Annotated in this window: 22 protein-coding genes and 1 tRNA gene; 17 read left to right on the top strand and 6 right to left on the bottom strand. The window is 65.4% G+C overall.

Annotation, left to right across the window (positions count from 1 at the left end):
* Positions 1–42 precede the first annotated feature (42 nt).
* Positions 43–735: a pirin family protein gene (locus tag FMM02_RS04180; protein ID WP_147493683.1), complete on the bottom strand. Its 693-nt coding sequence runs from the start codon at positions 733–735 to the stop codon at positions 43–45.
* Between the two features lie 40 nt (positions 736–775).
* Positions 776–1,300, bottom strand: coding sequence for a gamma carbonic anhydrase family protein (locus FMM02_RS04185; RefSeq protein WP_147493684.1), 525 nt, complete (start codon positions 1,298–1,300; stop codon positions 776–778).
* Positions 1,301–1,405: 105 nt separating this feature from the next.
* On the opposite strand from FMM02_RS04185, the gene FMM02_RS04190 reads away from it, so the two are divergent.
* A complete protein-coding gene (locus FMM02_RS04190) occupies positions 1,406–1,705 on the top strand; it encodes a PilZ domain-containing protein (RefSeq protein WP_147493685.1) in 300 nt (99 codons plus the stop codon).
* Between the two features lie 35 nt (positions 1,706–1,740).
* On the opposite strand, the gene FMM02_RS04195 is transcribed toward FMM02_RS04190, so the two are convergent.
* Positions 1,741–1,827: transfer RNA gene (locus tag FMM02_RS04195), tRNA-Leu, on the bottom strand.
* Positions 1,828–1,971: 144 nt separating this feature from the next.
* On the opposite strand from FMM02_RS04195, the gene FMM02_RS04200 reads away from it, so the two are divergent.
* From FMM02_RS04200 to FMM02_RS04220, 5 genes are all read left to right on the top strand, one after another.
* Positions 1,972–2,922, top strand: coding sequence for a complex I NDUFA9 subunit family protein (locus FMM02_RS04200; RefSeq protein ID WP_147493686.1), 951 nt, complete (start codon positions 1,972–1,974; stop codon positions 2,920–2,922).
* An 8-nt stretch (positions 2,923–2,930) separates the two neighbouring features.
* Positions 2,931–3,731 carry an undecaprenyl-diphosphate phosphatase gene (locus tag FMM02_RS04205; protein ID WP_147493687.1) on the top strand — a complete coding sequence of 267 codons (801 nt, stop codon included), beginning with the start codon at positions 2,931–2,933 and terminating at the stop codon, positions 3,729–3,731.
* Between the two features lie 41 nt (positions 3,732–3,772).
* Complete coding sequence (locus FMM02_RS04210) at positions 3,773–4,426, top strand: DUF2059 domain-containing protein (RefSeq protein ID WP_147493688.1); 654 nt, start codon at positions 3,773–3,775, stop codon at positions 4,424–4,426.
* 80 nt (positions 4,427–4,506) lie between these two features.
* The gene (locus FMM02_RS04215; protein ID WP_147493689.1) at positions 4,507–4,932 is read left to right on the top strand and encodes a hypothetical protein; all 426 of its coding nucleotides are present in this window, start codon (positions 4,507–4,509) and stop codon (positions 4,930–4,932) included.
* Positions 4,933–4,988: 56 nt separating this feature from the next.
* Positions 4,989–5,660, top strand: a complete 672-nt coding sequence (locus FMM02_RS04220; protein WP_147493690.1) for a glutathione S-transferase family protein — start codon at positions 4,989–4,991, stop codon at positions 5,658–5,660.
* A 42-nt stretch (positions 5,661–5,702) separates the two neighbouring features.
* Here the strand turns inward: FMM02_RS04220 and FMM02_RS04225 are convergent, their stop codons facing one another.
* Both FMM02_RS04225 and ubiG read right to left on the bottom strand, forming a co-directional pair.
* Positions 5,703–6,026 (bottom strand): hypothetical protein, encoded by a 324-nt coding sequence (locus tag FMM02_RS04225; RefSeq protein WP_147493691.1) that lies wholly within the window; start codon positions 6,024–6,026, stop codon positions 5,703–5,705.
* 2 nt (positions 6,027–6,028) lie between these two features.
* The gene (gene ubiG, locus FMM02_RS04230) at positions 6,029–6,751 is read right to left on the bottom strand and encodes a bifunctional 2-polyprenyl-6-hydroxyphenol methylase/3-demethylubiquinol 3-O-methyltransferase UbiG (protein WP_147493692.1); all 723 of its coding nucleotides are present in this window, start codon (positions 6,749–6,751) and stop codon (positions 6,029–6,031) included.
* 55 nt (positions 6,752–6,806) lie between these two features.
* On the opposite strand from ubiG, the gene FMM02_RS04235 reads away from it, so the two are divergent.
* Both FMM02_RS04235 and FMM02_RS04240 read left to right on the top strand, forming a co-directional pair.
* Positions 6,807–8,051 (top strand): aspartate kinase, encoded by a 1,245-nt coding sequence (locus FMM02_RS04235; protein ID WP_147493693.1) that lies wholly within the window; start codon positions 6,807–6,809, stop codon positions 8,049–8,051.
* A 50-nt stretch (positions 8,052–8,101) separates the two neighbouring features.
* Positions 8,102–9,106 carry an NAD(P)H-dependent flavin oxidoreductase gene (locus FMM02_RS04240; protein ID WP_147493694.1) on the top strand — a complete coding sequence of 335 codons (1,005 nt, stop codon included), beginning with the start codon at positions 8,102–8,104 and terminating at the stop codon, positions 9,104–9,106.
* Here FMM02_RS04240 and FMM02_RS04245 read toward each other — a convergent pair whose 3' ends face one another.
* A complete protein-coding gene (locus FMM02_RS04245) occupies positions 9,107–9,964 on the bottom strand; it encodes a serine hydrolase (RefSeq protein ID WP_147493695.1) in 858 nt (285 codons plus the stop codon).
* A gap of 367 nt (positions 9,965–10,331) precedes the next feature.
* Here FMM02_RS04245 and ptsP point away from each other — a divergent pair, with 367 nt between their 5' ends.
* The 9 genes from ptsP (at position 10,332) to FMM02_RS04290 (ending at position 20,157) form a co-directional block, all read left to right on the top strand.
* Positions 10,332–12,596, top strand: coding sequence for a phosphoenolpyruvate--protein phosphotransferase (gene ptsP / locus FMM02_RS04250; protein WP_147493696.1), 2,265 nt, complete (start codon positions 10,332–10,334; stop codon positions 12,594–12,596).
* A gap of 88 nt (positions 12,597–12,684) precedes the next feature.
* Positions 12,685–13,473 (top strand): helix-turn-helix domain-containing protein, encoded by a 789-nt coding sequence (locus FMM02_RS04255; protein WP_147493697.1) that lies wholly within the window; start codon positions 12,685–12,687, stop codon positions 13,471–13,473.
* 66 nt (positions 13,474–13,539) lie between these two features.
* The gene (locus tag FMM02_RS04260) at positions 13,540–14,430 is read left to right on the top strand and encodes a tetratricopeptide repeat protein (RefSeq protein ID WP_187107842.1); all 891 of its coding nucleotides are present in this window, start codon (positions 13,540–13,542) and stop codon (positions 14,428–14,430) included.
* A 36-nt stretch (positions 14,431–14,466) separates the two neighbouring features.
* Positions 14,467–15,426 (top strand): tRNA lysidine(34) synthetase TilS, encoded by a 960-nt coding sequence (tilS, locus tag FMM02_RS04265; RefSeq protein ID WP_147493699.1) that lies wholly within the window; start codon positions 14,467–14,469, stop codon positions 15,424–15,426.
* A 74-nt stretch (positions 15,427–15,500) separates the two neighbouring features.
* The gene (gene ftsH, locus FMM02_RS04270; protein WP_147493700.1) at positions 15,501–17,459 is read left to right on the top strand and encodes an ATP-dependent zinc metalloprotease FtsH; all 1,959 of its coding nucleotides are present in this window, start codon (positions 15,501–15,503) and stop codon (positions 17,457–17,459) included.
* 62 nt (positions 17,460–17,521) lie between these two features.
* Entirely contained in the window at positions 17,522–18,133 is a 612-nt protein-coding gene (locus tag FMM02_RS04275; protein ID WP_147493701.1) for a nicotinate-nucleotide adenylyltransferase, read from the top strand.
* A gap of 85 nt (positions 18,134–18,218) precedes the next feature.
* A complete protein-coding gene (rsfS, locus tag FMM02_RS04280) occupies positions 18,219–18,545 on the top strand; it encodes a ribosome silencing factor (protein ID WP_147494962.1) in 327 nt (108 codons plus the stop codon).
* 11 nt (positions 18,546–18,556) lie between these two features.
* The gene (locus tag FMM02_RS04285; RefSeq protein ID WP_147493702.1) at positions 18,557–18,979 is read left to right on the top strand and encodes a 23S rRNA (pseudouridine(1915)-N(3))-methyltransferase RlmH; all 423 of its coding nucleotides are present in this window, start codon (positions 18,557–18,559) and stop codon (positions 18,977–18,979) included.
* On the top strand, positions 18,976–20,157 hold the full coding sequence (locus FMM02_RS04290; RefSeq protein WP_147493703.1) for a murein hydrolase activator EnvC family protein: 1,182 nt from the start codon (positions 18,976–18,978) through the stop codon (positions 20,155–20,157). Before FMM02_RS04285 ends, FMM02_RS04290 begins: the two co-directional genes overlap by 4 nt.
* The last annotated feature ends 2 nt before the right edge of the window (positions 20,158–20,159 follow it).

Here is a 20,159-nt window from a genome sequence, read left to right on the forward strand (position 1 = left end):
GCTAATGACGAGAAATAACCCGCGACACAAGGGTTTCGCGGTCTATCGAGCATCGACTAGGACGAGCTCCGCGTCAGCTTCCGCCCCTATCGTGATGGCGGCTTCGCCGGTGATGGCGACCCCGTCCCGGGCGTTGGCCGCGACGCCGTTGACCAGCACCCGTGCGGAGGGAACGAGGTAGAGATGCCGCGACGGATCGGCAGCATAAGTCACCGCATCGCCAGCCTTCAGTGTCGCACCCAGCACCCGTGCATCGGCGTTGATCGAGAGCACGCCGTCGCCGGGGTCGCCGCTCGCCAGAAGCTGGAAATTGCCGTCGCGCGCCTCCTTGGGGAAAGGCATCATGCCCCAGTTGGGCTCGGCTCCCGGCTTGTCGGTTTCGATCCAGATCTGGAACAAGGTCGTTTCCTCGTCTTCCAGATTATATTCGGCATGCCGGACCCCGGTTCCCGCGCTCATGACCTGAACGTCGCCCGCCGGCGTTCGGCCGCAATTACCCATCGAATCCTGGTGGCTGATCGCCCCGGTCCGGACATAGGTGATGATCTCCATGTCCCGGTGCGGATGCGGCGGGAAGCCGGTCTTGGCCGCGATCCGGTCGTCGTTCCAAACCCGGATCGAACCCCAGCCCAATCGCCGGAGGTCATGATAGCCGGCGAAGCTGAAATGGTGACGGGCATCGAGCCAGCCATGGTCGGCGTGGCCAAGCGAAGCGAAGGGTCGAATGTCGATCATGGGACTGGAGATGACCCTTGCCCGCATCGGCTTTCAAGTGTCAGCCGTGTGACCGCAATTCCTTGGCATAGCGCGCCGCCTTTTCGGAATAATGGGCAGCCGAGAGGCTGAGCATCGCGACCTGTTCATCGCTCAGTTGCCGAACCGCGCGGGCGGGCGAGCCGACGATCAGACTACGCGGTTCGAAGGTCCTGCCCTCGGTAACCAGCGCGCCGGCCCCGACGATGCATTGCGCACCGATCACCGCTCCATTGAGGATTCGCGCCCCCATGCCGACCAGTGCCTCGTCCTCGACGGTGCAGCCATGAAGAATCGCCTGATGGCCGACGGTGACCCGTGCGCCGATCGTCAGCGGCGCGCCGGGATCACTATGCCCGATCGCGCCGTCCTGGAAATTGCTCTGCTCGCCCAGCAGGATCGGCGTGTTGTCGGCGCGGATAACGGCGCCGAACCAAACACTGGCATGTGCGCCAAGCCGGACGTCACCGATGAGGTCAGCCGACGGAGCGACCCAAGCGCTGGGATCGATCTGCGGTCCGGTGGTTCCGATGGAAAAGAGAGCCATGTCGCCGATATTAGTCCGTATCAGACCGAGCGTCGATCAGCCCTTTGCAGGGCGACTCCGCCTCCCTTGGGAATCCGTACGATGACGTTATTCGGGAGGCATTAATTGTCCGGTGCCGAACAGTCTCGGCGTGCCGAGCGGGTAGCGCTTCGCGCCGACATCGATTTCCTCCGGTCCGGCGATCATAAATATCGAGTCAGCATCCTCGATATCTCTCCCGAAGGCTGTTGGATCGACCTTCCCGAGATGCTGGCCGTCGGCGAGACCATCTGGATCTTTCTGCCCAGCCTCGAATCGCTCCACGCCAAGGTTTGCTGGGTCAAGGACTGGACCGCCGGGGTCGAATTCACGCAGCCGCTCCACCCCGCGGTATTCACGACGATCGAACAGCGAATGCGCCGCTAGCAAGAGCGGGCCAAGGCGCTGACGGACAGGATTAATGGTGCCCAGGAGAGGACTCGAACCTCCACGCCGTTTCCAGCGCCGCCACCTGAAGACGGTGCGTCTACCAATTCCGCCACCTGGGCACAGGGGCATGTGATTGCCGGTAGGCGGCGGCCTCTAGGGGGGCGATGGGCCGTCTGTCAACAGCCTGTCGGGGCCTTGCGGGAAATCGCCGCTTGGCCCAAGGACATGGGCCGATTCCCATCGCCGCAGGAACTGATCCCATCATGAGGAAACCCGGTACTCCGCCACTGGTCACCGTCTTCGGCGGAAGCGGCTTTATCGGCCGCTATGTCTGTGAAATGCTGCTTAAGGCAGGCGCCCGCGTGCGCGTTGCCGAGCGCGATCCGCGCAAGGCCTGGTTCCTCCAGCCGCTCGGGTCGGTCGGGCAGGTTTCGGCCATCGCCGCCGATCTTGGCCGTCCCCAAACGATCGCCCGCGCGGTCGAGGGCGCCGATGCCGTCGTCAACCTCGTGGGGGTGTTCAAGGGCGACCTGGAAACCCTTCATGTCACCGGCGCGGGAAAGCTTGCCGAAGCCGCCAATGCCGCCGGGGCCACGGCGCTCGTGCACGTCAGCGCGATCGGCGCCGATCCCGAAGCCGAGTCCCGCTATGGCCGGACCAAGGGGCTGGGCGAACAGGCTGTCCGCAAGGGCTTTGCGGCCGCGACGATCATCCGTCCCAGCGTGGTGTTCGGCTCCGAGGACGAGTTCACCAACCGCTTCGCCCGCATGGCGCGCTTCCCGGTCCTTCCGGTGATCGCGCCGAACAGCCGCTTCCAGCCGGTTTATGTGCGCGATCTTGCCCAGGCGATCGCCGCGGCCGCGCTCAATCCCCGGGTCCATGCCGGCAATACTTATGAACTGGCCGGGCCCGATGTCATGACCATGCGCGAACTGAACGGGACGGTCGCGGCGATAGCCGGCGGTGAGCCCGAACTGGTCGATGTGCCCGACATCATTGCCCGCGGCATCGCGATGGCCGGCTTCCTGCCAGGCGCGCCGCTGACCACCGACCAATGGCTGATGCTACAAAGCGACAATGTCGCCTCTGGCCGGCATCCGGGTTTCAAGGCGTTCGACATCGTTCCGACACCCTTGTCGGCGGTCGCCCATGAATGGCTTGGGCGCTATCGCGTCGGCGGCCGTTTCGCGCCCCACCGCAGTGCGCGGGCCTGAGCGCGACCATGCCGATCCTCCTGCTGGTCGTCATCCTCGGCATCGTCGAGGGCGTTACCGAATATCTCCCGGTCTCCTCGACTGGCCATCTGATCCTCGCCACCGAGCTGATGGGCTTTGACGCCGACAAATGGGCCTTGTTCAACATCGCCATCCAGCCCGGCGCCATCCTTGCCATTCTGGTGCTGTACTGGCGCACCTTCCGCGACGTCCTGGTCGGACTGTGGCAGCGCGAGCCGTCGGCCTTCGCCTTCGTCCGCAACCTGCTGGTCGCCTTCATTCCCGCAGTCGTGCTTGGACTGGCGATCGGCGACTATGTCGAGCTGTTGCTGGGCAATGCCGAAGTCGTCGCCTGGATGCTGATCATCGGCGGCTTTGCCATCCTGTTGATCGAGCGGCTGGCGCGGCCGACAGACAGCGGCGGCGTCGCCAATGTCACCTTGAATCATTCGGTCGGCATCGGGCTGATCCAGTGCCTGGCGATGATCCCCGGGGTCAGCCGGTCGGGGGCGACGATCATGGGCGCGATGGCTATGGGTGTCGACCGCAAGACGGCCGCCGAATTCAGCTTCTTCCTAGCCGTACCGACGTTGAGCGGCGCGACTGCGCTCCAACTGTACAAACATGGTGCGACGATGGACCCGGGTACGGGCGGCTGGATCCTGGTCGGTGCCCTCGTCTCCTTCGTCGTCGCGGTCGCGGTGGTGAAGGCCTTTGTCGCCGTCATCCAGAAGTTCGGCTTCGCGCCATTCGCCTGGTACCGGATCGCCGCCGGCACCGCCGCACTTCTGTGGCTGGCGGCGCGCTGAGGCTCGCGCTAGGCTGGCCGGGTCTAACCGGGGGGTTCAGCATGAAGTTCAGTGTCTTACTTTCCTTGTCGCTCGCCTGCGCAATGCCGGCGGTCGCCGCGCCGGAGCCGCCAGCCGCGACCAGCGAGGCCGACCCGCAGCGCCTGGCACTTGCCCGCCAGGCGGTCGACGCGATTGTCCCGCCGGGAACGATGCAGCGGGTGATGAAGCAGAATATGGTCCAGGTCGAACAGGCGATGCTGAAGAGCATGTTCGACATGAAAGGGTCGGACATCTGCAAGGATTGCAAGGACGGCGGCGACCGGACCCTGCGGGACGCGATTGCCGAAAAGGACCCGCATTTCGAAGAGCGGCTGAAGATTACCAACCGCGTCATGGCGGAGGAGATTGCGACAATCTTTGCGCGGATGGAGCCCGGGATGAAGCTGGGCATGGCGCGCGCCTATGCGCGGCGGTTCAATGTGGCGGAGCTGTCCGAGATCAATCGCTTCTTCGCCTCCCCGGCCGGCGCCAGTTTCGCCCGACAGTCGTTCGAGATGATGACCGACCCCGAGATCAGCAGCGAGATGATGGCGATGGTGCCCGAACTGATGAAGGACATGCCGGCCATCATGGCCAAGGTGAAGGCCGCTATCGCCCATCTGCCGCCGCCGGCTTCCGAAGAGGAGGACTCGCCGCAGGAGACAACGTCCTGAGGCCCCGGTCCACCGCCAAGCTGTTGACGGTTAAGCGAATATCGCCATTCTCAGGCGCGACTCGCGAGGAAGGAACAGCCATGCGCGCTGCGCTATTTGCCCTTTTCCTGCTGATCGCCCCGGCGCCCGTCGTGGCGGCCCCGGCTCAATCCTTGCCGATGCCGCGCGAGCTCAGCGATCCTGCGATGGCCGATCGCCTTGGCCGGATGATGGGCGGGATCACCCGCGCGCTGATGGATTTGCCGGTAGGCGAAATCGAGGCTGCGGCGGAGGGCCGCGAGCCAACCCCTGGCGATCGGGCCCGCCGGGTTCGCGACCGCGTGGGCGGCCCAGGCGCCGAACAAGCCGTGGCGGCCCAGGCGGCGGCTTCGGGCCGGGCGATTCAGGCGGTCGGCCGCACGCTTGTCGCGTCGCTCCCGACAATCCTGCAGGCGCTAGGCGGCGTCGAGGCCGAAGTCGAACGGGCGGTCGCCAACATCCCCGATCCAACCTATCCCCGCCGCTAATTTTTGTCGGCCGGGCGGTGGACTGAATCGTCGCCGCCGCTAAAGCTGCCTTATCCATGTGGCAGCTGTTCCAATTTCCCCTGTGCCCCTTTTCCCGCAAAGTCCGGCTCGTCCTTGGCGAGAAGGGCGTCGCGCATGAACTGGTGCGCGAAAATCCGTGGGAGCGGCGTGACGAGTTCATCGACCTTAACCCCGCCGGAGAGACTCCTGTTCTAGTCGATTCGACGGCGGGGATCGCGTTGATCGGAAGCCAGCCGATCGTCGAATTTTTCGATGAAACGGTCGACAAGATGCCGATGATCCACGGCAATGGGGCTGCCCGAGCCGAGATCCGCCGGCTGACTGAATGGTTCGACGAAAAGCTTTTTCGCGAAGTGGTCGAGCCGCTGATGCACGAACGGATGAGGAAGCGGCTGGTCAGCCGTGAAAGCCCCGACACACGCGTGCTGCGGGAGGCAATGCGGATCGCCAATGGCCACCTCGACTATATGGACTATCTGCTAGACCACCGCCGCTGGATCGCCGGCGCGGGCCTGAGCCTTGCCGATTTCACGGCCGCGGCGCATCTCAGCGTCGTCGATTATCTCGGTGCGCTCGACTGGCGCGGGCACAAGCAGACCAAGGACTGGTATGCGGTGATGAAGTCCCGTCCCGCCTTCCGCCCGCTGCTTGGCGAGCGCATGGAAGTGATCGTGCCCCCGGCTCACTACGACAAGGTCGATTTCTAGGCCGGGGCCAGGCGGGCATGGGGGTCTGAGCCCAGCGCAGCGTCACGTCCGATCGTCTTGCGCCGCGCCCTCCGCCGCGTAAAATTCCTGCCTGCGGTTCCCCCGCTTCAGCAGCTTGCGAAGCGCGGCTGGACGGACTTCCTGCGCTTCAAGGGTCAACGTCGCCAACCCGCCTTTCAGCCAGCCGGTTTGTTTTTCGAGCGACTTTCGGATCCGCCGGAACGCCTTTTCGGCTGCATCCTCAAACCCCGAGGCGAGGACATAGCGATGGCAATAAAAACCCGCCGGCGTGAACATTTCCTCATTGGCCGAATGATCGGGCACCCAGTCAAGGCGTCCGTGGACGAGAACATAGAAGCTGCGCACGCCTAGGACGCCCACCTGGCCGCGACGAGATAATTAAGGCTCAGATCCTCGCTGAGGTGCAGCCCGCGTGTCGGGCTGACGGCGATGCCTTCAAAATCGGCGACCTCGAGCCCCGCCTGGGCGAGCAGCCCCCGCATCGAGTCGGGATCGATGAACTTGTTGTAGTCATGGGTGCCCCTGGGAATCCGCCCGGTGCCTTCCGCCAGGGTGATGGTCAGCAATTTCGACCATGCCGTACGATTGGGGGTCGAAAGGATCAGCAGCCCGCCGTCCGCAAGCCGCTCGGCCAGCCCGTCGATAAAGCTCTGCGGGTCGGCGACGTGCTCGATCACTTCCATCGCGGTGACGAGGTCGAACCGACCACCAAGCTCCTCCACCCCACCGGCGCGATAATCGATTTGGAGTCCCTGTCCCGCGGCATGGGCCTTGGCGACCGCGATGAGTTCGGGCGCGGCATCGACCGCGGTAACCCGGGCGCCCAGCCGGGCCAGCGGCTCGGCCAGCAGTCCCGCGCCGCAGCCCACGTCCAGCGCCGACTTGCCGGCCAGCGGCTTGAAACCATGTTCATCGGCCTGCCAATGCTGGTCGATCATATCGCGGACATAGGCAAGGCGCACGGGGTTGAGCTTGTGCAACATCGCCGAGCTTCCGCTGGGGTCCCACCAGTCGTCCGCCATCCCGCCGAAATGCGCGGCTTCCTTGTCGACGATGCTTGTTTCGGCCATGTCCCCTCCCTAACAGGGCGCGGCACGCTCGCCAAAGAGGAAAAACCGCCGATCCATGGCACGCATCGTGATGAAATTCGGCGGCACCTCGATGGCGGGGATCGAGCGCATTCGCGCCGTCGCCGCCAGGGTGAAGCGCGAAGTCGACTCCGGCAATCAGGTCGCGGTGGTGGTTTCCGCCATGGCCGGCGAAACCGACCGGCTGGTGCAATTGTGCAAGGAAGCCGCAGCACTTTACGACCCGCGCGAATATGATGTGGTCGTCGCCAGCGGCGAACAGGTCACCAGCGGCCTCCTCGCCATTACGCTGCAGGGCATGGGCCTCAACGCCAAAAGCTATATGGGTTGGCAACTGCCGATCCGCGCGTCGGGTCATTCGGCGGCGCTCATCGAAAATATCGACGTCGATGTACTCGAGCGGGTGTTCGACGGCGGCGGCATCGCCGTTATCCCCGGTTTTCAGGGCGTCACCAGCGAAGGCGCGGTGGCCACGCTCGGCAGGGGCGGGTCCGACACCTCGGCGGTGGCGCTGGCGGCAGCGATGAATGCCGACCGCTGCGACATCTACACTGATGTTGACGGCGTCTACACCACCGATCCCCGGATCGTGCCGCAGGCGCGCAAGCTCGACATGGTCACCTATGAAGAGATGTTGGAACTGGCCAGCGTCGGCGCCAAGGTGCTGCAGACCCGATCGGTTGGGCTCGCCATGCGTTACAACATGCCGCTGACCGTCCTGTCCTCCTTCGAGGACAAGCCCGGGACCTTGATCGTCGGCGATCACCAGCTTGAGGAAAGCGGAATGGAACGCAACATCATCACCGGCATCGCCCATGACAAGAATGAAGCGATGGTGACCTTGACCGGGCTGCCCGACAAGGCCGGCACGGTAGCCGGAATTTTCGCGCCGCTGGCTGAAGCCAATGTCAACGTCGACATGATCGTGCAAAGCGTTCCGCGGACAGGCGAGCCGAGCGTTCTGACTTTCACCGTGCCGACCGCCAGCCTGGCGCACAGCGTCGCCGAGCTCCAGAAGGTCCAGGACGACATTGGATTCCAGGAAATTCTGACCGATACCAATGTCGTCAAGATCAGCGCGGTCGGAGTTGGCATGCGCTCGAACGCGGGGATCGCCGCGCGCATGTTCCAGACGCTGGCTGAACGGGGGATCAATATCCTCGCCATCACCACCAGCGAAATCAAGGTGAGCGTATTGATCCCCGAGGAATATACCGAACTGGCCGTCCGGGTGCTGCATAGCGCCTACGGCCTCGACGCAAACCGGGAGGATGTGGCGTGAGCGGCGAAGGCGTTATTGCGGAGCCCCGGGCGGTTCATGGTGATGCGGGAATGATCCGCCTCAAGGAATTGATGCTCCGCGGGACCGCATTTCTCGGGACCGAATGGGCAATTCTCGGCGGGGCGATGAGCTGGGTCAGCGAGCGCAACCTCGTCGCCGCGATATCCAACGCTGGCGGCTTTGGCGTGATCGCTTGCGGCGCGATGTCACCGGAACTGCTCGACACGGAAATCGCCGAGACCAAGGCGCTGACCGATAAGCCCTTTGGCGTCAACCTGATCACGATGCACCCGCAACTGGACAGCCTGATCGACGTTTGCGCTCGGCACGAGGTCAGCCATGTGGTGCTGGCCGGCGGCCTCCCGCCCGGCGGAGCGATCGAGCGGATCAAGAGCACTGGCGCCAAGCTGATCGCGTTCGCGCCCGCGCTCGCGCTAGCCAAAAAGCTGATGCGCTCGGGCGCCGATGCGCTGGTCATCGAGGGGATGGAAGCCGGCGGTCACATCGGCCCGGTGGCGACCAGCGTCCTTGCACAGGAAATATTGCCGCATGTCGCCGCCGACATTCCGGTGTTCGTTGCCGGGGGCATCGGCCGGGGCGAGGCGATCGCCGCCTATCTGGAGATGGGCGCGGTCGGCGTGCAGCTCGGCACGCGCTTCGTCTGCGCGCACGAGAGTATCGCCCATGAGAACTTCAAGAAGGCCTTCATTCGCGCCTCCGCCCGCGACGCGATCCCGTCGGTGCAGATCGACCCGCGCCTGCCGGTGATCCCGGTCCGGGCGCTGAAGAATCGCGAGATGGAGAATTTCGCCGCCAAGCAGCGCGAAGTCGCGCAGGCGCTTGACGGCGGAGCGATCGAAATGGCCGAAGCCCAGCTGCAGATCGAACATTATTGGGCCGGAGCGCTGCGCCGCGCGGTGATCGACGGCGACGTGGAGCGTGGCTCGGTCATGGCCGGCCAGTCGGTCGGCATGGTCAAGCGCGAGGAACCGGTTCAGGCAATCATCGACGAGTTGGTCGAGGAAGCCGCATCGGCGCTTGGCGCCCGCCGCTAGCTAGTTGCTGGCGTAGCTGCCCGCCGCCGCGCGGTAGGTGAATGGCATCTGCATTACCCGGACGAAGCCGTCGTAAACGGTCCGCGCCGCCCAGGCGATGGTCGACGGACCATTGTTCGTGTTGCGCGCAAAAAAGGCCACCGCGAGGCGGCGCCCGTCGGGCAGGGTGATGAAGCCGACATCGCTGCTGTAGCGGTTAAGCGTGCCGGTCTTGTTCTGCACCGGCGTCCCGCTCGGCAGCAGCGCGCGGATGCGGTTCTTGCCGGTCCTGCAGCGGGCCATCATGTCGAGCAGATAGTCGCTGTTCGACCGGCTGAGCAGGGTCGCCTGGTCGATGCGTTTCAACAGGTCGACCATCGCCCGCGGCGTGCTGCTGTCGCGGATGTCGCTGAGGTCGCGCTTGTCGGCGAGAAGGCGCGCGATGTTGCGGTCAATGCGCAATCCTTCGAGCCCCTGTTGCCGGAGCCATGCCTGTACGGTCGCAGGTCCGCCGAGATCGCGCAGCAGCAGGTCTGTCGCGTGATTGTCGCTGCGGGTCATCATCGCATCCATCAGCCGGGCGGCCGATACGCCGCCGATCTGCCGGTCGAGGGTGCGGCGCCCATGTTCGACCTGCGCGAGATAGTTTGCGGCAACCGCGATCTTGACGGTGCTGGCCATAGGGAAGGGTTCGTCCGGGGCGACCCCGATCAGTTCGCCGGTCTTGAGGTCGAGCGCGGCAATGCCGACGTTGCCCGGGCGCTGGGCAGCCAATGTCTGGAGTTGGCGTTCGAGCGGCTCAAGCGCAGGCGAACTGGCCGCAAGCGCGGGCTGCGCCGCCAATGCGATCAGAAAACAAGCCAGTCCTTTCAAGCGCATGCCATCTCCCACCTGATGTGGCCGCAACGCGTACAGCCTAGGACGAACGACCTTAGGAAATGGTTTCCGTGCCTTGCAACCTGTCCCACGATGAACCGTAAGCGCGCGGCGATGACCTGTATGTTAACGACGATTTCAGTTCGCCGCGTACGGCGCGGACCGGACCGCGACCCATTCCGCCGGCGAATTGAGACAGGGGTTTTCAGGATCGATACGTTCCGGCCAGAGCCGACGCCAAATCCTGGCCAGCCTTGCGGAAGTCTGCAAAACGACCGGCCATCTTCGCGATTTGCTTGAAGCTCGCTCCATAAATGATGAACTTCGCGGCGCTTGGAAAGCGGCGGTTTTCCTTGCATAGCCTTGGGCCATGCCACTCAGTGCCGCCTCGTCCGCCCGCGAAATCCTGACTGGCCTTCATGAGGTCATGGCTAAGCGGGGTTCTGCCCAGGCCAAACTCGACAAGGTTGTCGACCTTATTGCCGACGCCATGCAGAGCGAAGTCTGTTCGATTTACCTGCTTCGCGACAAGGCGCTCGAACTCTCGGCAACGCACGGCCTACGCAAGGAAGCGGTACATGTGACCCGGCTGGCGATGGGGGAAGGCCTCGTCGGCACGATCGCCGACGAGGGAAGGGTCCTGAACCTCGCCGAGGCCGCGGCGCACCCTAATTTCGCCTACCGCCCCGAAACCGGGGAAGAGCGATTCCATAGTTTCGCCGGAGTGCCGATCATCCGGCGCGAAATGGCGATCGGCGTTCTTGCCGTCCAGCATGCGGATCCGCGCCGCTATGACGATGTCGAGATCGAAGCGCTACAGACGGTGGCGATGGTGCTTTCCGAACTCCTAGGCAGTGCCCGACTGGTTGACGGGGCCCGTTCGTCGCAGCGCGATGCCGGGATGCAGCGAATGGCCGGCCTCAAACTGGTGACCGGCATGGCCAAGGGCATTGCGGTGTTCCACCAGCCGCGCGTCGTTGTCGAACATACCGTTGCCGAGGACACTGAGGCCGAGCGCGCTCGCGTCTATGCCGCGTTTCGCAAGATGCGCGACCAGATCGACCATATGACCCGCGAAGCGGAGTTCGGGACCGCGGGTGAGCATTATGAGATCCTCGAGACTTACAAGATGTTTGCCTATGACGAGGGTTGGGCGCGGCGGATCAACGAGGCGATCGACAGCGGCCTCACCGCCGAAGCGGCGATCGAACGGGTCCAGCAGCGGACCCGCGCCCGCATGCAGGACATCGACGATCCGATCCTCAAGGAACGGATGCATGACCTTGAGGACCTCTCCAACCGGCTGATGCGGATCGTGTCGGGGCGGATGGGAACGGCCGCGCAGACCGGCCTATCGCGGGACGCGATCCTGATCGCCCGCAACCTCGGGCCCGCCGAGCTGCTGGAATATGACCGGCGCCGGCTCAAGGGCGTCGTGCTGGAGGAAGGCTCGCTGACCGCCCATGTCACGATCGTCGCCCGGGCGATGGGCGTGCCGGTGGTCGGTCGCATCGGCGATATTCGTCACATCGTCGCCGAGGGTGACAGCATCCTCGTCGATGGCGACACCGGCGCAGTCATCGTCAGGCCCAGCCGGGCGCTGGTCAACGCCTTCGACCAGCGCATGGCGATGAGTCAGAAGCGGCGCGCCGAATATGCCGCGATCCGCAACCAGCCCGCCGACACCAAGGATGGGCGCCATGTGACCTTGATGGTCAATGCCGGCCTTGCCGAAGATGCTGCCATGCTGGAAGCGGCGGGAGCCGACGGGATCGGCCTGTTTCGCACCGAGTTCCAATTTCTCGTCGCCGCAACGCTTCCGGGCCGGGAAAGCCAGTTGAGGCTCTATAAACAGGTGCTCGATGCGGCAGGCGACAAGCCAGTGGTGTTTCGTACGGTGGACATTGGCGGCGACAAGGCCCTTCCCTACCTCAGCGACGAGCGCGACGAGAGCGAAAATCCGGCAATGGGCTGGCGCGCGCTCCGCCTCAGTCTCGAGCGCAAGGCGCTGATGAAGGCGCAGGCTCGGGCATTGATCGACGCGGCCGCCGGAAAGGTGCTGCGCGTGATGTTCCCGATGGTCAGCGAACCCTGGGAATATGAGGAAGCCCGCGCCCTTTTCGAAGAGCAGATCGAATGGGCGCGAGCAGCCAAGCGGGCGATGCCGTCCCGGGTCGAGTTCGGCGCAATGCTGGAGGTGCCGAGCCTCGCCGAGATGCTCGACCAGCTGCTTCCGCGGGTCGATTTCCTGTCGATCGGCACCAATGACCTTACCCAGTTCCTGTTCGCCGCCGACCGCGCTGATCCGCGGCTCGCCGAACGCTATGACTGGCTGAGCCCGGCAATCCTGCGCTTCCTCCGCCGTGTCGTCGTGCAGGCGCGCGAGGCCGGAGTGCCGGTAAGGGTCTGCGGGGAAATGGCCGGCCGGCCTTTGGAAGCCCTGGCCCTGATCGGCATTGGCATCGACAATTTCTCCATTACCCCGGCGGCGGTCGGGCCGGTCAAGGCGATGGTCCGTTCGATCGATGCTGCCGCGGTCACCGCCAAGGTGGAGGCCCTGCTTGCAAAGCCGCCGCCAAAATTGCGCAAATCGCTTGGCGACTGGGCCAAGCGCCAAGGCTTCATTCTCGGCTGACGACGGTCGACGCTGCGGTTGACAGCGGCGCGGCTGGCTTCGACAACGGGCGGAATTTCAATTGCATGCGACCAGTCGGGGGACAGTGATGGACGAGATGGAGTCGGACGGCGTGATGACGGTCGCCCAGCGACTTCGCGAAGCTCGCGAAACGCTCGGCTTGTCGATCGAGGACATTGCTGCCCAGACCCGCATTCCGACCCGCCATCTTGCCAGCCTGGAGGCGGGCGAATGGAGCAAGCTTCCCGCGGCAACCTATTCGGTCGGCTTCGCCAAAAGCTATGCGGCGGCGGTCGGCCTCGACCGAAGCGAGATCGGCGACCAGCTCCGTGCCGAAATGGGCGGCGTGGGACCGGTCACCGCTGCGCCCGAGGTTTTCGAAGCGGCCGACCCGGCGCGAACCATGCCCAAGGGGCTGGTGTTCGGGGCGCTGGCGGTGCTGTTGCTCGTCGTCCTGGGACTGACCTGGCTCAACAACCGTTCGCTCCGGCCCGACGAGGCGGCAACGCCTCCCGCAAACGAACCGGCGATCGCCGGCAATGGGGCGGCACCCGTCGCCGAGCCAGTGGCCGCCGGCCCGGTCGTGCTGACGGCCAATGACGCGGTTTGGATCGAGGTCAAGGACGGGGAGGTCGTGCTGAAACAGGGCGAGCTTGCCGCCGGCCAAAGCTATGAAGTTCCGGCCAATGCCGCCGCGCCGCTGCTGACTACCGGCAAGCCCGAGGCGCTGCGGATTTCGGTGGGGACCGCAAACGCGCCGCCGATCGGCCCGGCCGGCCAGCGCGTTTCGGGAGTAAGCCTTCGGGCGAAGGACCTGATGCAGCCCGCGTCGGCCACGGACGGGCCCGCCGCTGCACCGGTCCCGGCATCCGAGTAATTCATCCGCGAGACAGCTGCGCAGGGCCAGTCTCCCGTTGCAACCATGAATCAATCGAGGAACATCATGCGTTTTCGTGCCGTCATCCCCGTCGCTGCCCTTGCCGTTCTGGCCCTGACGCCAGCTGAAGCGCAGCGCCGCCAGCCGACCCCCGAACAGCGGATCGACCGGCTAGAAAAACAGGTGCGGCAGGTCCAGCGCCAGGTGTTCCCCAAGGGGCAGCCCGCCGACACCGCGGGGCTCGTCGACGATCCCGCCGCCACCCAGCAGGCGGTCAGCGCACTGGTCAGCCGGATCGACTCGGTCGAGCGCCAGCTCGCCGACATCGTTCGCCAGGCTGAGGAAAATGCCCAGCGCGTCAGCGTGCTGGAAACCGACCTTGCCCGATTGCGCGCCGAACAGGATCAGCGCCTGCGCGCCATCGAGAACAATACCAGCGGCCGCGGGGACGCGGGCGAGCAGCCGGCCGATGATTTCGAAGCGCCTCCTCCCGCGCCCCAACCCAAGGTCGAGCGGTCCCGGGCCGACGCAGCGCCGACCCCCGTGGCATTGACCGGCAATGCCGATGTCGACGCCGAAGCCGCCTATGATGCCGGCTACCGGCTGTGGACCGCGGGCAAATTCGACCAGGCGATCGCCGCGCTTAATGACATGGCCAAGAAATATCCAAACCATCGCCGGGTCAGCTGGGCTCATAATCTTGCCGGCCGGGCCCTGCTCGACAAGGGTCAGCCGCGCGCTGCCGCCGAGGCGTTGCTGGCCAACTATCGCCGCGACCCCAAGGGCGAACGCGCCCAAGACAGCCTGTTCTATCTCGGTCAGGCGCTGGTGAAGCTGGGCCAGTCGAGCCAGGCCTGCAAAGCCTATGCGGAACTCGAAGACGTCTACGGCGGCAACTTGCGCGCGCAGCTGAAGGCTTCGCTGCCGGCTGCCAAGGCCCAGGCCAAGTGCAGCTGAGCTTCACCTGATTTTCGCCCCGGCCTAAGCTGGGGAATGGACTCCGCGCCACAACCTTCCGCGATCGAGCGATTCGCCGCTGGCCTGGATTCGCTGGTCGCGCCGGCCAGCCGCATCGGCGTCGCCGTGTCCGGGGGACCGGACAGCTTGGCGCTGCTGCTGCTCGCGGCGGCGGCACGACCCGGGAAGGTGGCCGCAGCAACCGTCGATCATGGCCTTCGCCCCGAGAGCGTCGAGGAGGCGGCAATGGTGGCCGAGTTGTGCGAGCGGCTGGGCATCCCGCATGCCACGCTGAATGCCGACTGGACCCGGGCGCCCACGTCGAACCAACAGGCGGTCGCCCGGGCGATGCGCTACCGGCTGCTCGACCAATGGGCGAGGTGGGACGGGCTTGCAGCGATCGCCACCGCGCACCACGCCGACGACCAGGCGGAGACGCTGTTGATGCGGCTTGCCCGGGGGTCGGGGGTAAGAGGTCTTGGCGGCAGCCGCGCGAGCCGATCGCTGAGTGAGGAGGTGCTGCTGGTCCGCCCCTTGCTCGAATGGCGCAAGGCCGAGCTGGTCACGATCGTCGCGCGGGCGGGGATCGCGGCATTCGATGATCCCTCCAACCATGACCCGCGCCACGATCGCAGCCGATTTCGCGTGCTGTTGGCCGCCGCCGACTGGATCGATCCGGCGCGAATCTCGGCCAGCGCGTCTGCCCTGCGCGACGCCGATGAGGCGCTCGACTGGGCGCTCGCCCCGCTGATCGCCAGCCGGATCAGCCCGTGCGAAGGGGGCATCCTGGTTGAACCGACCGACCTTCCCCGCGAACTCCAGCGCCGGCTGCTGCTCGCCGCATTTGGCGAACTGGGCGTCTCCGCGCCACGCGGTCCGGAATTGATGCGCGCGCTCGCAGCCCTTAACGCGGGACAGGCCGTCACGCTCTCGGGGCTCAAGCTTGAAGGCGGTCCGCAGTGGCGTCTATCCCCGGAGCCGCCGCGGCGCCACTGACCGGCCGGCCGCTCGTTCCATTGTCATTAAGGGCAATGCGCCTATCTTAGCGGTCTCACCAAAGGAATCGATACGTGGACGACGACAAGCGTAACCCGAAGAAGCCCGGCAACACCTGGACCAAGTCCCTGCTGATTTGGGTCGGGATCATTTTCGGCCTGGTGCTGTTCGTGCGCGCGTTCGACACCAGCAATGCGACACCGGGCGAACCGCTCGCTTATTCCGACTTCGTCCGACAGGCCGACGAAGGCAATGTCCAGTCCGCGACCATCGCCACCTCCTCGGTCGGCAATGTCTCGATCAGCGGCAAGATGGCCGACGGCAAGGCGTTCCGAACGGTCGCCCCGCCCAACAGCGATGTCGCCGACCGGCTTGTGGCAAAGGGCATCGGCGTTTCGGTGAAGGCCGAGGAACAGTCTAGCGTCTGGATGATCCTCCTTTACCAGTCGCTGCCGTTCCTGCTGATCCTTGGCATCAGTTTCTTCGTCATGCGCCAGATGCAGAAGAATGCAGGCGGCGGGGCGATGGGCTTCGGCAAAAGCCGCGCGCGCATGCTGACGGAAAAGCAGGGCCGGGTGACCTTCGCCGACGTTGCCGGGATCGACGAAGCGCGCGAAGAGCTTCAGGAAATTGTCGAATATCTGAAGGATCCGGGCAAGTTCGCGCGCCTTGGCGGCAAGATCCCCAAGGGCGCACTGCTCGTCGGTTCGCCCGGAACCGGCAAGACGCTGCTCGCCCGCGCCATCGCCGGCGAGGCGGGCGTGCCGTTTTTCACCATCTCGGGCTCGGATTTCGTCGAAATGTTCGTCGGCGTCGGCGCCAGCCGGGTCCGCGACATGTTCGACCAAGCCAAGAAGTCGGCGCCCTGCATCGTCTTCATCGATGAAATCGACGCCGTCGGCAGGCATCGCGGCGCCGGCCTGGGCAACGGCAATGACGAGCGGGAGCAGACGCTGAACCAACTGCTCGTCGAGATGGACGGGTTCGAGGCCAATGAGGGCATCATCATCATCGCGGCGACCAACCGCCCCGACGTGCTTGACCCCGCGCTTCTCCGCCCGGGTCGGTTCGACCGCCAGGTCGTCGTGCCGCGCCCGGATATCGACGGCCGCGAGCAGATCCTCGGCGTCCATATGAAGAAAGTCCCGCTGGCGCCCGACGTCGACCCCCGCGTGATCGCCCGGGGGACACCCGGCTTTTCCGGTGCCGACCTTGCCAATCTCGTCAACGAGGCCGCGCTGCTTGCTGCCCGCAAGGGCAAGCGACTGGTCGCCATGCAGGAATTCGAGGAGGCCAAGGACAAGGTGCTGATGGGCACCGAGCGCAAGTCGATGGTGATGACCGAGGACGAAAAGAAGATGACCGCCTATCATGAGGCCGGTCACGCGATCGTCGCCCTGCACGAACCGGCTTCCGATCCGATCCACAAGGCGACGATCATCCCGCGCGGCCGCGCGCTAGGCATGGTCATGCGCCTGCCCGAACGCGACAGCTACAGCTACCATCGCGACAAGATGTACGCGAACCTCGCCGTGGCCATGGGCGGACGCGTCGCGGAAGAAGTGATCTTCGGCTACGACAAGGTATCATCCGGCGCGTCCTCGGACATCAGCTATGCGACCGGCCTTGCCCGCGACATGGTCACCCGCTGGGGCATGTCAGACAAGCTTGGACCCCTGCAATATGCCGAGGCCGACGAGGAAGTGTTCCTCGGCTATTCGGTCAACCGGCAGAAGAACATGTCGAACGAGACCGCTCAGGCGATCGATCAGGAGATCCGCCGGATCGTCGAGGTCGGCTATGACCGGGCCAAGCAGCTGCTCGAGGAAAATCGCACGGAGCTGGAGACTTTGGCCCAGGCCTTGCTCGAATATGAGACGCTGTCGGGCGACGAGATCAAGACACTGCTTGAGGGCGGGACGATCGACCGCGGTTCTTCGTCAAAGCCGTCGATCCCTACGGCCGGCTCGTCGATCCCCAAATCCAAGCGGCCCAAGCCGGGAATTGGCGGCGCGGCCCCCGCGGGCGCCTGAACCACGTTTCGGCACGGGCGGCCCACTTACGCCGCCGCGTCGGGGCGTGCTAGCAGTCCTGGATGCGGCGCATCGGTCTCCTCGGCGGCAGCTTTAATCCGGCTCATCGTGGACATCGGCGGATGAGTCTCGCCGCGATTGAGGCGCTCCGCCTCGATGAAGTCTGGTGGCTGGTCTCGCCCCGCAACCCGCTCAAGCCCGATCATGGCATGGCTCCCTATGCCGCCAGGCTCGCGTCGGCTCGGGAAATGGCACGCCGAAGCCGAATCGCGGTCAGCGATTTCGAGGCGCGAGAGGGCACCCGCTATACCGTTGATACGCTGGAAAAATTGCTCCAGCGCTGGCCGAGGGACCGGTTCATCTGGCTGATGGGTGAAGATACTGTTGCGCAATTCCACCAGTGGAAGGACTGGCGGCGACTGGCGCGCATGGTCCCGATTGCGGTGCTTTCCCGGCCCGGCTATGATGACGATGCCCGCGCGGCGCGCGCGATGGGCTGGCTTCGGCGGTTTGTCCGGCCGCGTGGCCAGACTCGGAATTGGACGGATTGGAGTGCACCGGCGATTATTTTCCTTCGCCTGCCCCCCGACCAAAGCTCTGCCACCCGCTTGCGCGCGCTTGAACCCGACTGGCATCACCGCTTCGCTGTGAAGCATCAACGCCGTCATCGCTGACGAAGGAGTCCCATTGGCTGATCCCGTTACCGCGTCCGCCACATCGTCCGAACCGGTTGATGTCACGGCGCTGCACAAGCTTGTCATGCAGTCGCTCGATGACGACCAGGCCGTCGAGGTGATAACCATCCCGCTGGCCGGAAAGTCGTCGATCGCCGATCATATGGTGATCGCCTCGGGCCGCTCGTCCCGCCAGGTGGCGTCGATGGCCAACAAACTGGCCGAGAAGATCAAGCAGCAGTTCGGCCGGATCGTCCGGATCGAGGGTCTGCCGGTCGCCGACTGGGTGCTGGTCGATGCCGATGACGTGATCATCCATCTATTCCGTCCCGAGGTGCGCACCTTCTATAATCTTGAGCGGATGTGGGCGTTCGGCGACGAGTCCGCGCCCAAGGCCGCGCCAGGCGCCTGAACCGGGCGCGCGTGCTGCTGCACATCATTGCGCGCGGGAAGATTGGCCGCTCCGCCGAAGCGGAACTGACGGAACGCTATCTCAAGCGTATCGCCTGGAAAACCAGGGTAACTGAACTGCCGGATCGCGGCGGACGGGTTCCCGACCCTGCGGCCAATGCCGTCACCATCGTTCTCGACGAGCGCGGCAAGCCGCTGTCCTCGGTCGCTTTCGCCAAGCTGCTTGAGGGCTGGCGCGATACAGGCCGGCGCGAGGCGCGGTTTCTGATCGGCGCCGCCGACGGCCATGAAGAGCAGCTTCGAGACAAGGCCGACCTGCTGATGTCGTTCGGTCCCGCGACTTGGCCGCACATGCTGGCCCGCGCCATGCTCGCCGAGCAATTGTTCCGGGCGGTCAGCATTCTCGACAATCATCCATATCATCGCGACGGATGATCGACCGCCCGCTTCTCCTGCTGCTTGGCGCCGCGTTGGCCGCGATGAGCGGACCCGTGAGGCCGCTCGCGCCAAGTGCCGACCAGGCGCTCAACGTTGCCCGCGCGGAAGCAGCCCGCGCGGCCCGGCGACTGGTGGCGGTCGAGGCCGAGACGGCCAAGGCGGAGACCGAAGTCGCCCGCCTCAGCGCCGAGCGGGCCGCCGGAGCCGCGGCGATCGAGGATGCCGAGGCACGGATCAGCGAGGCACAGGCCCGCTTTCGCCTAGCCAGAGCGCAGGTCGCGCTCGGCGAGCGCCGGCTTTTCCGGCGGCGCGCGCCGCTGGCGTCCCTAATCGCGGGCCTAGCGACGATGGGGCGGCAGCCGCCGCTACTTTCGCTGGCCGACCGGGGCTCGGTCGATGAGCTTGTCCGGATGCGCGCTCTGCTCGATGCGACAATGCCGGTGATCGAGCAGCGCAGTGCCGCCCTTCGCCAGGAACTGGAGCGGCGGCAGGCCAGGATGATCGAGGCTCGGGAGGCGCGGGCCGATGTTGAGCGGGTACGCAACCTTTTGGCCGAGCGACAGCGGCAGTTCGCCGCGTTGGAGGCCAGGGCCGGCGCTCGGTCCGCACGACTTTTGAGCGAGACCATTGGCGCGGGCGACCGGCTTCTTGCCACCCAGGAACAGCTGGCCGAGGCAGGAAATGACGCCGCAGCGCGCCGCTCGGCGCTTCGCAGCGCTGAAGCGTTGGCCAAGCTGAGTTTCGCGCCGGCCAGGCCGATGCGCGGCGATTCGGGACTCCCGCCACTCGATTTCGCCTACAGCCTTCCCGTCGATGCGCCGCTTGAAGATGGGCTCGGCTCGATCAGCGACGCGGGCATCGCCTCGCGCGGGCTGCATATGGCAACCCGCCGGGGCACCATGGTCCGGGTACCTGCGGACGGGACGATCCTGTTCGCGGCGCCCTACCGGGGCCATGACGGGGTGGTGATCATCGACCATGGCAAGGGCTGGACCAGCCTGCTTCTGGGAGTCGCCAGCGATCATCCCCGCGGCAGCAAGCTGGTGCGAGGGCAGCCGCTGGGCCGCACGCTCGGCCCGATCGGCGTCGAATTGCGGCAGGACGGACGGGCCGTTTCGCCTGCCTTCATCGCAGCTTCATCTCCGCCGCTGTCAAATGGCGCCAACAACCGCTAATC

This window comes from Sphingomonas xanthus (assembly GCF_007998985.1).
GTDB classification, from domain to species: domain Bacteria; phylum Pseudomonadota; class Alphaproteobacteria; order Sphingomonadales; family Sphingomonadaceae; genus Sphingomicrobium; species Sphingomicrobium xanthum.